Annotated in this window: 13 protein-coding genes; 3 read left to right on the top strand and 10 right to left on the bottom strand. The window is 62.9% G+C overall.

Annotation, left to right across the window (positions count from 1 at the left end):
- Positions 1–55: 55 nt before the first annotated feature.
- From ASF66_RS02315 to ASF66_RS02285, 7 genes are all read right to left on the bottom strand, one after another.
- Positions 56–550, bottom strand: coding sequence for a hypothetical protein (locus ASF66_RS02315; RefSeq protein ID WP_049860176.1), 495 nt, complete (start codon positions 548–550; stop codon positions 56–58).
- Between the two features lie 88 nt (positions 551–638).
- Positions 639–1,916, bottom strand: a complete 1,278-nt coding sequence (locus ASF66_RS02310; RefSeq protein WP_056842550.1) for a serine/threonine transporter — start codon at positions 1,914–1,916, stop codon at positions 639–641.
- A 152-nt stretch (positions 1,917–2,068) separates the two neighbouring features.
- A complete protein-coding gene (locus tag ASF66_RS02305) occupies positions 2,069–4,030 on the bottom strand; it encodes a putative bifunctional diguanylate cyclase/phosphodiesterase (RefSeq protein WP_056843402.1) in 1,962 nt (653 codons plus the stop codon).
- A gap of 82 nt (positions 4,031–4,112) precedes the next feature.
- Positions 4,113–5,414 (bottom strand): NTP/NDP exchange transporter, encoded by a 1,302-nt coding sequence (locus ASF66_RS02300; RefSeq protein WP_056842549.1) that lies wholly within the window; start codon positions 5,412–5,414, stop codon positions 4,113–4,115.
- Between the two features lie 12 nt (positions 5,415–5,426).
- Positions 5,427–6,347 (bottom strand): aldo/keto reductase, encoded by a 921-nt coding sequence (locus ASF66_RS02295; protein WP_056842548.1) that lies wholly within the window; start codon positions 6,345–6,347, stop codon positions 5,427–5,429.
- A 330-nt stretch (positions 6,348–6,677) separates the two neighbouring features.
- Entirely contained in the window at positions 6,678–7,613 is a 936-nt protein-coding gene (locus ASF66_RS02290) for a hypothetical protein (protein WP_156463112.1), read from the bottom strand.
- Positions 7,614–7,848: 235 nt separating this feature from the next.
- Positions 7,849–8,178: a hypothetical protein gene (locus tag ASF66_RS02285; RefSeq protein ID WP_056842546.1), complete on the bottom strand. Its 330-nt coding sequence runs from the start codon at positions 8,176–8,178 to the stop codon at positions 7,849–7,851.
- Between the two features lie 112 nt (positions 8,179–8,290).
- On the opposite strand from ASF66_RS02285, the gene ASF66_RS02280 reads away from it, so the two are divergent.
- Positions 8,291–8,719 carry a DUF4174 domain-containing protein gene (locus ASF66_RS02280; protein WP_056842545.1) on the top strand — a complete coding sequence of 143 codons (429 nt, stop codon included), beginning with the start codon at positions 8,291–8,293 and terminating at the stop codon, positions 8,717–8,719.
- A gap of 8 nt (positions 8,720–8,727) precedes the next feature.
- Here ASF66_RS02280 and hemB read toward each other — a convergent pair whose 3' ends face one another.
- Positions 8,728–9,702 (bottom strand): porphobilinogen synthase, encoded by a 975-nt coding sequence (gene hemB / locus ASF66_RS02275; RefSeq protein WP_056842544.1) that lies wholly within the window; start codon positions 9,700–9,702, stop codon positions 8,728–8,730.
- A gap of 250 nt (positions 9,703–9,952) precedes the next feature.
- Between hemB and tkt the strand changes: the two genes are divergently transcribed.
- The gene (tkt, locus tag ASF66_RS02270; RefSeq protein ID WP_056842543.1) at positions 9,953–12,022 is read left to right on the top strand and encodes a transketolase; all 2,070 of its coding nucleotides are present in this window, start codon (positions 9,953–9,955) and stop codon (positions 12,020–12,022) included.
- Between the two features lie 301 nt (positions 12,023–12,323).
- Positions 12,324–13,115, top strand: coding sequence for a TSUP family transporter (locus tag ASF66_RS02265; RefSeq protein ID WP_056843401.1), 792 nt, complete (start codon positions 12,324–12,326; stop codon positions 13,113–13,115).
- On the opposite strand, the gene nudC is transcribed toward ASF66_RS02265, so the two are convergent.
- Complete coding sequence (gene nudC, locus ASF66_RS02260) at positions 13,083–13,913, bottom strand: NAD(+) diphosphatase (protein WP_056842542.1); 831 nt, start codon at positions 13,911–13,913, stop codon at positions 13,083–13,085. The two genes, ASF66_RS02265 and nudC, sit on opposite strands and share 33 nt — an antisense overlap.
- Positions 13,914–13,946: 33 nt before the next feature.
- Positions 13,947–15,761 carry a glycoside hydrolase family 15 protein gene (locus ASF66_RS02255; protein ID WP_056842541.1) on the bottom strand — a complete coding sequence of 605 codons (1,815 nt, stop codon included), beginning with the start codon at positions 15,759–15,761 and terminating at the stop codon, positions 13,947–13,949.
- Between the last annotated feature and the right edge of the window lie 56 nt (positions 15,762–15,817).

Below are 15,817 nucleotides of genomic sequence, written 5' to 3'. Positions count from 1 at the left end.
GAAGCGTTTCAGCACTTCAAGACCTGTACACCCGTCGTCGACAGCGCAGCCCTGATCAGTCGCGAGACTTGGGAATCAGCCCCTGCAACTGCTGGGCGAAGAAGTGCGCGTCCAGCTGGCTGGATTCCGCCTCTTTGGTACCGCGATCCTTGCGCCAGAACCAGGCGCCGTCGGCCGAGTCCTTGACGATGGAAATGCTGCCGTGCCGATCCGAGGTCAGGCCTGCCACGGCAATGACCATCGCCCCGCCCTGCCCCATGACCTGAGGCACCAGCTCGACCCGACGCTGCGCCAGGATGATCGCCAGGGACTCGCTGATGAAGGGCGAGTGATCGCTGGGGTAGGTGCTGCTGGTGGCCACCCAAGGCGTGCGCTCGATCACCAGCAGTTGCCGCTCGGTGAGCGGCGCCAGCCAGGTTTCGATCTGAGCGAACAGAGCCTGGATACTGTCCCGCCAGTGCTGGCATTGATCCTTGAACGCCTGTTGCTGACGTTGCTGGGTTGCGGCATGTTGCTGGAGCATGTCAGCCAGTTGCTGTACTTCGTCCATCGCTACCACCTCGGTGCGCGCCCGCCCTGGACTGACCGCAAATCGGCCGCCGCAGGTCGGGCATCGGTGGTCAGTGTAACAGGCTTGGTCACACGCTCAGGGAATAGACCAGCGCCGAGATGGCCACCAGGCCGACCAGCGTCACGAATACGTTGGACATGTGACCAGCGTACTTGCGCATGGCCGGCACGCGACGGATCGCGTACATCGGCATGAGAAACAGCAAGGCGGCAATGACCGGTCCCCCGAAGCTCTCGATCATGCGCACGATGTTCGGGTTGAGCGTGGCGACCAGCCAGCAGACCAGCAACATGAACAATGCGGTGAAACGATCAAGGGCCTTGGGGTTGGGACGGCGGCCGGACTTCAGCACCAGGCCCTTGATGCCTTCGCTGGCGCCGATGTAGTGGCCCAGGAACGACTTGGCGATCGCCACGATCGCGATCAATGGCGCGGCGAAGGCGATCACCGGGTTGCTGAAGTGATTGGCCAGGTAGGACAGGATCGACAGGTTCTGCGCCTTGGCCTCGGCCAACTGCGCAGGCGACAGGGTCAGCACGCAGCTGAACACGAAGAACAGCACCAGCACCACCATCAAGCCATGGGCGCGGGCCAGGATCTGGCTGCTGCGTTGGTCGGCGTACTCCCCGTAGCGGCGTTTCTGGTCCACCGCGAAGGCCGAGATGATCGGCGAGTGGTTGAACGAGAACACCATGACTGGAATCGCCAGCCACAGGGTATGAATGAACGCCCCCGGCGCGGGCATCTCACCTGCGGTGGCAAGGATGCCGCCGTTCCAATGGGGGATCAGGTACAAGGCCAGCAGCAACAGTGCAACGATGAACGGATAAACCATCAGACTCATCGCCTTGACGATGAATTGCTCGCCACAACGCACCACGATCAACAGGCCCAGGATCAATACCAGCGCCAACACCGCCCGCGGCGGGGTCTGCAGGCCCAGTTGGTGCTCCATGAAGCTGCCGACGGTATTGGTCAGGCCGACGCTGTAGATCAACAAGATCGGAAAGATGGCAAAGAAATAGAGCAGCGTAATCAACGCCCCGGCCTTGATGCCGAAATGCTCTTCCACTACATCGGTGATGTCGGTCCCGGCGCGTCCGGACAACACGAAGCGAGTCAGGCCCTGATGCGCGTAGTAGGTCATCGGAAAAGCGAGCACTGCGAGAATCATCAGTGGCCAGAAGCCGCCGAGGCCGGCGTTGATCGGCAGAAACAGCGTGCCGGCGCCGATCGCGGTGCCGAACAGGCCCAGCATCCATGTGGTGTCGTGGCGGTTCCAGGGCGTCAGCGCGGCGGGCGCCTGCGCGTATCGGGGGTCAAGGCTGTTGGCTTGCTCGTTCATCCGTTCGAATCTCCGCTTGCCGGTGTTCAATCGATGGCCGGAAGCGGAAAAACGTGCAGCTGGCAGCGCTCCGGCCTTGAAAAGGGGCGTGATTGTCCAAGATTGTGCAAGGAAAGCAAAGGGTTACTCGAGCAACGGTGCGCCAAAGCGGCCTAATCGAGCGCTGCGGGGCTCAGAGCCAGCCAGTCCTCGGTATCCTGCGCGGACATGGGGCGGGCGAAGTAGTAGCCCTGGACGAAGCGACAGCCCAGCGCCACGAGGGCTTGCACCTCTTCCCGGGTCTCCACGCCCTCGAAGATGCAATCCAGGTCCATGTCCTGGGTCAACGCGAGCAGGGATTTGACGATTTTGTAACTGGCCGGTTTCTCGTGCAGGCGGGCGACGAAACTGCGATCGACCTTGAGTTTGGTCAATGCCAGCGCATGCAAGTGACTGAGGCTTGAATACCCGGTGCCGAAATCGTCCAGAGAAATGCCGCAACCCAACGAGCGCAGGGTGGCGATCGCCTCCTGGACAAGGTCCAGATCCTTGAGGGTCGCCGTCTCGGTGATCTCCAGGTCGACCCGACTCGGATCGAGAAGCCCGCTGGTGAGCAGCTTGACGATGGCTTGGACCGCTTCGGGCGAACCGCAGTCATGGGCCGACAGGTTGAAGGAAAGACGAATCGGCGCCGGCCAGGCGGCGGCGCCCCGCAAGGCCTTGGCCAGCAACGGCAGGGTCAGGCGATTGATCATGCCGCTGCGTTCGGCGACCGGGATGAACTGGCCGGGCGGAACCGGCCCCAGCTCCACGCTCTGCCAGCGCGCCAAGGCCTCGAAGGCGACGGTGGCACCGGTCTGCAGATCGACGATGGGCTGGAAGGCGACATGGAATTCACCCTCAAGATCCGCCCGTCGCAAGGCCTGTTCGGTGATGATCGCGCTTTGCAACTGCTTGCGGTGCGCAGCCGAGAACAGCGACATATGGCCGACAAAATGGTGCTTGCTCTGGTACAGCGCGTAATCGGCGTACTCGAACAATTCATGGGCATTGCCAGCCAGATCGGGAAAGGTCGCCAGGCCCATGGATGCGCCCACCTGGATCGGCACATCGACCAGAAGGTACGGTTTGCTCAGCTCCACACAGATACGTTCGGCGAACAGGGAAATCTCCAGGTTGTCGCCACAGTCAGGCAGGATGAGCGCGAATTCGTCCCCTCCCAGGCGCGCAACCTGGACGTTATCGGGCAGCAGCGCAGCCAGGCGTGTACCGACCTCGGCCAGCAGGCGGTCGCCGACGCTGTGACCGTACAGGTCGTTGACCGGCTTGAAGCCATCGAGGTCGAGGATGCCCACACCCAGGCGTTGCCCCTCCTCGCCCGCCTTGGCCAGGCAGGTGTCCAGGCAGTTGAAGAACCAGCGCCGATTGGGCAATCCGGTCAGGCTGTCCTTGTTGGCCAGCAGGAAGTTTTCGTCACTGAGGGCTTCGCTGCGCGCTTGAGCGTTCACCAGTCCGGTGAAATTGCGATAGTTGTTCTGCAGCACCACCAGCATGATGCCGGTGACCAGCAGCACGTTGACGCTGGTGGCGATGAAGGTCGGGTTGTCGGTGGAGGCGAAGAATGCGACGAAGGCGACGTTGACCACCACCGCCGTCATCAGGGCCGCGGAGCGCAGGTGCATCAGGCAGAAAATGCAGCCGATTACCGTAATGGCCATGTAGAAGGCCACGTGCGCCTTGGCGTAACTGTCACCATAGGGAAACAGCGCCAGGGCCCAGACCGTGAAACCGATGGCGACCACGCAGCAGATACGGTTGGTGCGCGCCAGCGCCTGAGCGACCTCGACGTCATCGGGTTGCTGCTGCCAGCCTCGACGCCAAGCCACCGCCCGCACCAGGCTGATGATGGTCAACACCAGAGGGATGTGCACGGTCATCCACACCGGCGAACTGGCCATGTGGGTAAAGGCCAGTGCCCAGCTGTTGATCAGCAGGATGAAGTACATCAGAGGAATCTGCCTGGCCAGGGCCTTGTACTGGGCCGCGAGCAGACGCGAGTTGCCTTGAGGTACGCTGCACAGCCGTTTGATCAGAGCGAACAGGCCGGTGCAGGAAAAGCGTCTGGTCGTAGACATCATGTCCGAACGTATGGGTGTAATCAGAGGGTGTCGGCCGAACTCAGCTTTACTGTAGCCAACCGGACGCGATCGAGGCGGTTTATTTGTGTGGCCCGACAGGCTGGGCGCTGGCGGCGTCGGCTTTACCGCCCAGGTACCAGCCCACCACACCCCACAGCGCGGCGCAGGCGGCGCCCACTAGCGCGATCAGCACCACGCCCTGACCGAGCAGGTCGAGCAGGCTCTTGACCCAGCCGCTGAAGGCATCGCCACCGCGGTAAACCACGGTGTCGATGAAGTTCTTCGCCTTGTACTTGGTTTCTGCGTCCAGCGGCGCAAACAGCATCTCGCGCCCAGGTCGCACGAACGCGTATTCACCGATGCGCCGGGCGATCATCAGCCCCGCCAGCATGGCGAAGCTCGGCGCCAGCGCCAGGCCGATGAAACCCAGGCACACCAGTGCCGGCACCAAGGCCAGCAAGGTCCTAACCCCCAGTCGCTGCGCCAGCCGGCCGGTGATGAACAGCTGCGCGGTGAGTGCGCCGGCCTGAACGACGAAATCGATGATGCCGAATACCCGGACCTGTTCCTCGCGACTGGGGAACAACTCGGCCACCAGGCGTGCCTGCTCGAAATAGAGGAAGGTGCTGACCGTGGCCAATAACACCACGAAGGCGCAGACGCCCAGCAAGTAGCGCGATTGCAGCACACGCGTCAGCCCGCTGAACGGATTGCCAGCCACTGGCCGGCGCGGGTTCTCGGCCTGAGCGGCGCCGGGCCGCCCTGCCCCGTGCACGGCGCGCCAGCTCATCAAAAGGTGCTTGAGGGCGATGGCAATGGCAAGCAACAGCGCGGCCAGTACCGATAGCCCGCTGGGGCCCATGACACCCACCAGCAAGGCGCTCAGGGCCGGGCCGACGAGACCGCCGACGCTCGCGCCAGCGGCAATGAACGCGAACAGGCGCTTGGCCTGTGCGCCATCGAAGACGTCGGCCATCAGGCTCCAGGCCACCGAGATGACGAACAGGTTGTAGACCGAGATCCACACATAGAACACCCGGGCTAGCCAGATGCCCTGTTCGGCTGCGCCGAATGCAACGGCGAAGAGCAACAGATTGCCGCAGAAGAAGCCGTACACCCAATCGATATAGTGAAGCCTGGCCACCCTGGAGTTGAGCCAGCCAAACAGCGGCACCGCCACCAGCATGGCGATGAAGGTGGCCGTGAACAGCCATTGCAGGTTCTCCACACCGCCCTGAATGCCCATCGACTCGCGGATCGGTCGCAGCATGAAATAGCCGCAGAACAGGCAGAAGAACAACGCGAACCCGGCCAACGCGGCCTGCCCCTCCCCAGGACGGGCATTGATCACCTGCGTGAAGCGCGCAGCGACGGGGGTCATGGAAGACGCACCTCAGGCAAACTCGGCGGCAATGCGCTTGAGTTGCTCGGCATTGGGCAAACGACCCTGGCCGGCGAGCAGGTTGTCGAGCACATAACGGGGTTGCGACGTGGCGGGAATGACGGCGGTCACCGCAGGATTGGCCAGGACGAACTTAAGCATCAACTGCGCCCAGGAACTGGCATCCAGCTCGGCGCTGGCCCATTCAGGTACCGCACGACCCTTGACCTTGGCGAACAGGCGGCCGGCTTCGAACGTCCGATTGATCAGGGTGGCGATACCCTTGTCGGCGCAATACGGCAGCAGCTTGCGCTCGGCATTGCGCGCGCCGATCGAGTAGTTGATCTGCACGAAGTCGACGGGCTCCTGTTTGAGCACGGCCAACAGCTCATCGTGGGCCGACTCCACGTAGTGCGTCACGCCAATGTAGCGGATGCGGCCCAAGGCCTTGAGTTCGCGCAGCAGCGCCAACTGCGTGCGGGTGTCCTGCAGGTTGTGGACCTGAATCAGATCAATCCTGTCGGTGCGCAGCGCCTTGAAGCTGGCCTCGATCTGACGCATGCCGGCCTCACGACCAGTGGACGAGACCTTGGTCGCCAGAAACACCTCGTCGCGTGCGGCGGCTTGAGCCACCAGCTCGCCGCTGACCCGTTCCGCCCGGCCGTAGCTGGGCGCCGTATCGATGACCTTGGCGCCACCCGCTACGAACGCCGCCAGCACCTCGCGCAGAGGGGCCATGTCCGCCGACTCCGGGTCCACGTTGAATGTCTGGGACGTACCCAGTCCGATCACGGGAAGCAACTCACCGGTCGCCGGTATCTTGCGTTGCAGCAGCGGCTGCGCCGCGAACGCCAGGCGCGACATCAGCGGGCCACAACTGGCCAGGGCGCCAAGCGCGGCGGTGTATTGAACGAACTGACGGCGGGTCGGCATGGCGCTGCTCCTTGAGATCTTTCACGCGGAATGTGGGGAGACTTCCTACAGAGGGGTGGAACTGAGTATGGCGAAGTACCGGTCACAAGGGGCGCCGATGTCTGCTGATGAAACATGAAGATAAAAATTCGCCACTCACCGCATTTCGCCTGGCACAAACACAAAGCCCCCGGGCAATGAAATTACGCCAGGGGCGTTGTGCGGAATATCGACCCGGTCAAGCGGCCGATACGGCGGGACTCAATGCATGAACAGCGCGATCAGGATGATGATCGGGATAGGCACACCGAGAAAGAACAAGAGAATCGAGCGCATGGTAGTACTCCTTGATCAGCGAATCGAAGTGGGTGTGTGAGTGCGGGTACGGTCGCGTTCATGCCAGACCACGGCATCGCGGCTGCGGCCACCGAAGGTTGCTGCGAAGCTGGCGAAGAACGCGCCGCAGAGCAAGGCAACGAAGGTCCACAGTGCAGTGGCGGCAGCGACTTTCTTGGCGGTGTCGGCGGCCTGGCGGGCAGCCAGTTCAGCGTCTTGCACCGATTTCAACGCTTGACCGTAGACCTGATCCACACGCTGTTCGGCCTGGGCTTGAGTCAGGTTGGTGCGCTGGCTGACCAGCTGTGCCAGGTAAGCACGGTCTTCGACGGCGAGTTGTCCATCGTTGCTCACGGTACGGGCGAAGATGCGGGTCACCACGGCGTGTGCCGCATCATCGCTGACCGCGACGGGACGGTTGTCGCGAAACAGCATGTCGACGAAGTAACCATAGGGGTCACTCGCGCTATCGCTGTTGGAGCTCGCGGCTGCGACGGATGCCCCACCGGCGACGCTGGCAGTGGCCTGCACACCGCTGCCGATCGCACTGCCCACCGAACCCAACACCAGCATGGCGGTGACCAGCGAAGCAACGGCCCAGGCCAGGAAGCCATGGGCGGTGTCGCGGAAGTACACTTCATCGCCATGCATATTGGCCCACTTGACCCGCAGCCGGCCGGCCAGATAGCCGCCCATGCCCGATGCGACGATCTGCGTAAAAGTCAGCCACAGGACGGTCGAGACACCGAGGGTTGTGGCGCTCACGCCTTTATCAGCCCACGGCGATACGGCCGAGAAACCCAGGCCGAAGCCCAGTACGACGAGAATCATGGAAAGCGCGGAGGCAGCAGCAGCGCCGGCGAAGATCGCGGCCCAGGAGACTCCCGAGTGATTGGAGCTGTCCGCGGAGGCGGATAGCGCGGCAGGAGGAAGGTGTTCGGCAGGGCTCATCATTGTTGTCGTGCTCCTAGCAGGTTGAACCTGTGTGATCGCTCACGTACGGTTTGCCAGGGATAACAGTGCACACAGCATGCCAGTCTATTACTGACAGATGCCTTTATAATTCAGCCACTTAAAAGCCAAAGCTAGAAGCAGCTTCAGGCATAATGCCCGAATCGACGCTGGCTGACCGGGCGTTTTGCATTATTTTGACACGTAAAATAGATTGACTATTGCATCGCAGAGATCACTGAGCCGTGGTGTTTTTCTGCTCTGCCGGGTAGAACTCCCCTTCCATGTTCTGTTTTTCCAGGGACGCACGGAGCAAGGCTTCGGCTGCACCCACCTCGGCGTCATCGTCAACGTTGGCGACCACTAGCCACAGACGCTGCAGATTCTGTTCGTGAGTCCCTTCACTGAGCATGTCGTGGCTGACGGTAGGTTGTCCGCGCCAGAAGCATTTGCTATCTACCTCGCTCTCCACGTCATAGGTGCACTTCGGCCCGGCCAGCCAAATTTCGCTGACGGTGCGCAGATTCGCTCGTTCGATGTCTTGTTGCTGAATTCGGAGTGTCATTGCGTAGATCCATTGCGAAGGAGCGGTGAGGCTTTGAACCCCATGCCCATCACCAAGTTCTACCGGGAATGACACTATCGAGTCGTGACTTCGGCCCATCGGGAGATTGAACATGAAAACAACGATCACAGCGCTTGCATTGAGCCTTGGACTGGCCGCGGCCGAGGCCAGTGATAGTAACCCCTTGGTGGCGGAGCGATGGCAGAGCCGTCCTTTGATCGTGATCGTCCCCAATGCTCAAGACGCAACGCTGGTGGACCTGCGCGAAGCACTCGGCAAGCCAGCCGCCCGTGAAGGGTTCGTCGAACGGGAGATGGTGCTCTACGAGATCGTCGCGGGTGCCGCCAGCCGCAATGGCCAGCCGCTGAACGGTTCAGCCAGTGCAGCACTGTTGCAGGCAGTCGGGCATCGGGGCGATGCCGGGGCGCGGGTGATACTGGTGGGCAAGGACGGTGGGATCAAGGTCGACCGGCCAGGGCCGGTCGATCCCGAGTCGCTGTTCACTACCATCGATCGCATGCCGATGCGCCAAGGGCAGTGAACCGAGCCTTAGATGCCTTCGCGGGCAATGTCCATGGCAAAGTAGGTGAAGATCAGATCCGCGCCCGCGCGCTTGATGGCGCCCAGGCTCTCGCGCACGATACGCTGCTCGTCCACTGCCCCGGCCTGGCCGGCGAACTTGATCATGGCGTATTCGCCGCTGACCTGATACGCCGCGAGAGGCAGGCGCGAGGCTTCGCGGATGTCGCGAATGATGTCCAGGTAGGCCCCGGCCGGTTTGACCATCAGCGCATCGGCGCCTTCCTGCTCATCGAGCAACGACTCACGCACCGCTTCGCGGCGGTTCATCGGGTTCATCTGGTAAGTCTTGCGGTCACCCTTTAGCGCCGTACCACCGGCTTCGCGGAACGGCCCGTAGAACGACGACGCGAACTTGGTCGAGTAAGCCATGATCGACGTATCGAAGAAGCCGGCTTCGTCCAGCGCACTGCGAATCGCCTGCACCTGACCGTCCATGGCCGCCGACGGCGAGATGAAGTCGGCACCTGCCCGTGCGGCGACCACGGCCTGCTTGCCGAGATTGATCAAGGTGGCATCGTTGTCGACATGATCACCGTGCAGGACACCGCAGTGCCCGTGGGAGGTGTACTCGCAGAAACAGGTGTCGGCCATCACCACCATTTCCGGGACGGTGTCCTTGCAGATGCGCGCGATACGCGACACCAGGCCGTTTTCGTTCCAGGTGTCACTGCCGTTGGCGTCCAGATGGTGAGACACGCCAAAGGTCATCACCGACTTGATACCGGCACGCGCGTAGCGCTCGATCTCGCCGGCGAGCTTCGATTCGGGAATGCGCATGACTCCCGGCATGCTGCTGATAGGGACGAAGTCATCGATTTCTTCTTCGACGAAAATCGGCAGCACCAGGTCGCCTAGGTTGAATTCGGCTTCCTGGAACAGATCGCGGAAAGAAGCGTTGCGGCGCAGGCGGCGGGGCCTGGCGGAAGGAAACTGGCTGGGCATCATGGATTCCACTGGTAAGGGCATACGGCATCGAACGGTCAAGCTTAGGCCGGGACGCAGGCGTGGGGCAAACCGGATTTCGATAAAGCTGCGTTGCATGCCCGGTAACAATTTGCGTGGAACGGCTGGCTCGAGGACGCAGAGACGGCACCGGGTGCTTGCAACGCAACTTACCCGGCCGCCGGAGGGTCAACCCTGACGACATCTTCACCGCGATTTCCTCGCGAACTCAATGTGGGATCGAATCGACATGCCTAATCAAGCTCCAACTTCAGCCTCCTCCGCCGCCAACGATCAACTGTGCATCAACACCCTGCGCACCCTGGCGATGGACGCGGTACAGAAAGCCAATTCCGGTCACCCCGGCACCCCGATGGCCTTGGCCCCGGTCGGCTACACCCTGTGGAGCCGCTTCCTGCGCTACCACCCCGAGCATCCCGACTGGCCCAACCGCGACCGCTTCGTGCTCTCCGCCGGCCACGCCTCCATGCTGCTCTATGGCCTGCTGCATCTGGCCGGTGTCGAGGAAATCGACGCAGACGGCACCAAGACCGGCCAACCGGCCATCAGCCTCGACGATATCAAGCAATTCCGCCAGATGGACTCGAAAACCCCAGGTCACCCGGAATACCGTTACACCACCGGCGTGGAGACCACAACGGGTCCGCTCGGGCAAGGGTGCGCCAACAGCGTGGGCATGGCGATGGCTCAGCGCTGGCTCGGCTCGCGCTTCAACCGGGACGATCTGAAGCTGTTCGACTACAACGTCTACGTGATCTGCGGCGACGGCGACATGATGGAAGGCGTCAGCAGCGAGGCCGCGTCGATGGCCGGCCACCTGAAGCTGTCGAATCTGTGCTGGATCTACGACAACAACACGATCAGCATCGAAGGCCACACCGAGCTGGCCTTCAGCGAAGATGTGATGACCCGTTTCAAGGGCTACGGCTGGAACACGCTGCACGTGACTGATGCCAACGATACAGAGGCGCTGGCCAAGGCATTCAAGCAGTTCAGTCAGACGCACGATGCGCCGACCTTGATCATGGTCGACAGCGTCATTGGCTACGGCGCACCGAACAAACAGAACACGGCGGCCGCCCACGGTGAAGCCTTGGGCGACGATGAGATCAAGCTCGCCAAGAAAGCCTACGGTTGGGATGAGAACAGCAGTTTCTCGGTGCCGGAGCAGGCCGCTCACCATCTGCGCGACACGCTGCTGAACAATCATGGCGAACGCTATGAGCAATGGGAGCAGCAGCTGCAGACCCTGAGCGAGCGGGAACCGGAGCTGGCCGAGCAACTGCGACGCATGCGGGCCGGCGAAATGCCAGAAGGCTGGGAAGCGGAACTGGAAGCCTTCGATACCGACGCCAAAGGCCTCGCGACGCGCGCTGCCGGGGGGAAGGTGCTGAATGCGTTTGCCAAGAAGATCCCCTGGTTGCTGGGGGGATCGGCCGACCTGTCGCCCTCGACCAAGACCAACTTGACCTTTGACGGAGCCGGCAGTTTCTCGGCCACGGAGCCCGGTGGTCGCAATCTGCACTTCGGCATCCGTGAGCACGCCATGGGCGCCATCGCCAACGGCTTGGCGCTGTGCTACATCCGACCCTACACCTCGACCTTCCTGGTATTCAGCGATTACATGAAACCGCCGATTCGCCTGGCGGCGATCATGGAATTGCCGGTGGTGTTCGTGTTTACCCACGACTCGATCGGCGTGGGCGAGGACGGCCCGACCCACCAGCCTATCGAGCATCTGACCCAACTGCGGGCCACGCCGGGACTGTTGACGTTGCGTCCGGGTGATGCCAACGAGACGACCCAGGCCTGGAAGATTGCCTTGGCACAGACCGATCGGCCTTCGTGCATCGTGCTGTCACGCCAGCCCATGGCGACGTTGGATCGTGAGCGTTTCGCCAGTGCCGAAGGCGTTGCTCGGGGCGGTTATGTCCTCGCCGACAGCGACAACCCACAGGTGATCCTGATTGCCACCGGCAGCGAAGTGGGCTTGGCGGTTCAGGCCTATGAACAGTTGCAGGCTCAGGGCATTGCGGCGCGGGTCGTGAGCCTGCCGTGCTGGGAGTTGTTCGAGGAGCAGGACGCGGGTTATCGCGAGCAGGTGCTGCCAGCGGCAGTCACCGCCCGCGTGGCCATCGAACAGGCTGGGCCACTGGGCTGGGATCGGTATGTCGGCGCGACGGGCGCGAAAGTGGTCATGAACAGCTTCGGCGCCTCCGCACCGATCGACAAGTTGCAGGCCAAGTTCGGGTTTACCGTGGACAACGTAGTGAAGCTGGCCAAGGAGCAGATCGGCTGATTGCGCGGATGGTGTAGGGGGATGCGGTGCGGCTGGACGCGGCTTGCGCCGCTGCTACAGGGTTCGCGGTGTGTCTGGATGAACGCGGTGTGGCCGGACGCGGCTTGCGCCGCTGCCACAGGGGTGCGCGGTGTCTGTAGCAGCGGCGCGAGCCGCGTCGGCGATGGATACGGTGTGTCCGGATGAACACCGCGCCGTAGGAGGCGTTACACAGAATACGGTTTGCGGTGGCGCATGCGATGGCTAAAATGGCGGCTTTCGCATGCGCCTTTCGCATGCACCCTGCCGTGAAGCCGATGACATGCCCTTCGACCTTCTTTCCAGCCTCAGCGTTACGCCGAGCGTTCTGCTCATTCTCGTGTTGGTGGCGTTCATCGCCGGTTTCATCGACGCCATCGCCGGCGGCGGTGGCCTGCTCACCACTCCTGCCCTGCTCACCGTCGGCCTGCCGCCTCATCTGGTACTTGGCACCAACAAATTGAGCTCGACCTTCGGCTCGGCCACGGCCGGCTATACGTTCTATCGCCGCAAGCTGTTTCATCCCGGTCAGTGGAAGAACGCCCTGCTGGGCACCTTGCTGGGTGCCTTCCTGGGCGCGGGGGCCGCGCATTACATGCCCGCCGAATGGCTGAACAAGATGCTGCCGGTGATCGTCTTCGCCTGCGGCCTGTACCTGCTGTTCGGAGGTACACCCAAAGCCCCACTAGACAGCGACGCGCCGATCAAGCGCAAATGGCAACTGCCCCAAGGACTGACCCTGGGCTTCTATGATGGTGTGGCAGGCCCCGGCACCGGAGCCTTCTGGACCGTCAGCACGCTGCTGCTGTATCCACTGGATCTGGTTCGCGCCAGCGGCGTGGCGCGCAGCATGAACTTCGTCAGCAACATCGCGGCACTCACGGTGTTCATCGCCAGTGGCCAGGTCGACTGGCTGATCGGTTTGAGCATGGGCCTGGCGGTCATGGTCGGCGCCTTCTTCGGCGCGCGCACCGCGATTGGCGGCGGGGCCAAATTCATTCGCCCGGTGTTCATCACCATCGTTCTGGCGCTGACCGTACGCCTAGCTTGGCAGCACTGGTTCGGGCTGGCCTGAGCGGCGCGCCACATAGAGGTCGATGAGGTGCCGGGCAATCGATCGCCCAGCCGGCAGGGCCGGCAATGCGTCGATGTGAAACCACTGCGCGTCCTCGATCTCGTCCAGCTGTGGAACGATGTCGCCGGCTGCATATTCGGCGTGAAAGCCCAGCATCATCGAATGGGGAAACGGCCAGCACTGGCTGCCGATGTAGTGAATGTTGCGAACCGTGACCTGCACTTCCTCCATCACCTCGCGGCGCAGGCAGTCCTCGGCCGACTCGCCCGGCTCGGCAAAACCTGCCAAGGTGCTGTAGACACCTGGAACGAATCGCGGCGAACGCGCCAGCAGTATCTCGTCGCCACGGGTGACCAGCACGATCATGCTCGGCGAGATCCGCGGGTAGCTGCGCAGCTCGCAGCGTGCACAATGCATCGCCCGCTCGCCCTGGACCTGCTGCATGGGCCCGCCGCAACTGCCACAGAACCGATGCTCACGCGCCCAGGTGCCGATCTGCGCGGCGTAGCCGAGCATGCGATAAACCTGAAAATCACCTTCGAGCATGAACTGACGCAAGCCTTGCCAATGGCAGTCATCCGGCGTGTCCGGGCTGCGCAGTTCGAGCAGGTAGACCGGCTGGCCATCGAAATGGCCGATCCCGTGTTCGGCCAGGATTTCCAGGGGTTGCTGCTTCAGCCATTGGCGCTCGAACAGCACGCCTTGGGCAGCGCAGAGAAACCCCTGGCTGCTGCGGGCGACCGCCAGGCCGCCGGGTAGTGCGGTATCGAGTACCGCTGTGGTCCAGCGTTCACTCATCGAATCCAATCCTCGTTTGCCACCATCGCTCGATCATTCCGCGCACACGCCGGCTGTCGCGGCTGCGCGAGCCTGAGCCGGGTTCTGCGCGCGGTACAGGTTAAGCGCGGTGTTGATGATGCCCAGCTGGCTGAACGCCTGGGGAAAATTGCCCAACATGCGCCCCGCCTTGGGGTCGTACTGCTCGGCCAACAGGCCGACGTCGTTGCACAGACCGGCCAGACGCTCGAACAGACGCTGGGCGTCAGTCATACGGCCTTGCAGCACATAGACATCGGCGAGCCAGAAAGAGCACACCAGAAAAGTCCCCTCGCCCGGGTCCAGGCCATCGACGCCATGGGCCGTGTCGTAACGCAGCAGCAGACCGTCGCGCATCAGCGTGCTCTCGATGCGGGCCACGGTGGCCACCACACGTGGGTCGTCTGGCGGCAGGAACCCGGTCAAGGCGATCTGCAGCAGGCTGGCGTCGGTATGGGTCGAGCCATAGGCCTGGACGAAATGGCCGTGTTCGGGATCGATGCCCCGACTGCACACCTGAGCATGGATCCGGTCGGCGACGGCGCGATAGTGCTGGGCTTGCGCGCGGCCCTCTTCGGTCGGCTCGGCAAGGGTCGCTGCGCGGTCGAACGCCACCCAGGCCATGACCTTGGAATGGGTGAAATGCTGGGGTTCGCCGCGGATCTCCCAGATGCCTTCGTCGGGCTGCTCCCAGATGCTTTCCAGGTACGGCAAGATGACCCGAAAGATCGCGGCACCGCGGGGATGACGTGGCAACCCGGCGCGGATGGCCTGGCTCATGGCGTCGGCGACTTCGCCGTACACATCCAGCTGGCGCTGGGTCGCCGCGCCGTTGCCGATGCGAACCGGTGCCGAACCCTCGTAGCCGGTCAACCACGGCAAGGTCTGCTCGGGCAATCGGCGCTCACCGGCCAGGCCGTACATGATCTGCATCTGCTCGGGGTTGCCGGCGACCGAGCGCATCAACCACTTGCGCCACGCGGCCGCCTCTTCGTAGTAGCCCAGGTTCATGAACGCCAGCAGGGTCATGGTCGCATCGCGCAGCCAGCAGTAGCGGTAGTCCCAGTTGCGCTCACCGCCCAGTTGTTCGGGCAGCGACGTGGTCACAGCCGCAACGATGCCGCCGGTGGGGGCATAGGTCATGGCCTTGAGGGTCAGCAGCGAGCGCTTCACCAAGGGCGTCCAGCCGCCGACGTCCGGGCAACGCTGGGCGAACTCGCGCCAATAGCGTTCCGTTTCGACCAGGGACAGTTCAGCCTCCACTGCCGGTTGCACGGGCAAATGCGAGGGCTGAAAACTCAAGCGGTAGCACAGCTGCTCGCCGGCCTCGACCGTGAAGCGGCTACCGGTGCGGTGGTCGACGGCGTGCAGCTCGGAGGCGCTGCGCAACACCAGCATGTCGGGGCCGGCCACTGCCGTGAGCGTTCGCGGCTGCGCCTGCTCGACCCACGGCACACTGCTGCCATAGTCGAAGCGCATGACCAGTTCCATATCGAACTCTACCTGTCCGCTCAGGCCGACCACCGTGCGCACCACGCAGTCCTGCTCGCCGACCGGCATCCAGTCGACGAGCATGGCGCTGCCCCGCTCGGTATGGAACACCGTCTCCAGAATCATCGTGCTGTCGCGGTAGCGTCGCTCGGTGCCGGTCAACGGCTGACTGGGACAGATACGCCAGCGGCCGTTGTCGCTACTGCCCAGCAAGGCGGAGAAACAGGCGGGGGAATCGAATCGGGGAAAGCACAACCAGTCCAGCGAACCGGAACGGTCGACCAAGGCAGCGGTACGGCAATTGCCCAACAGGGCGTAGTCTTCGATCAGCGCCGGCATGGAACCCTCATGACCACTGGCGCGGACCGGGAGCGGTGCCGCGCCTGGAATCTACA

Origin of the sequence: Pseudomonas sp. Leaf129 (genome assembly GCF_001423465.1) — a bacterium.
Classification (GTDB): Bacteria; Pseudomonadota; Gammaproteobacteria; order Pseudomonadales; family Pseudomonadaceae; genus Aquipseudomonas; species Aquipseudomonas coleopterorum.
The sequence above is the reverse complement of the archived record's forward strand: the minus strand, read 5'-3'. Positions and strand labels throughout refer to the sequence as shown.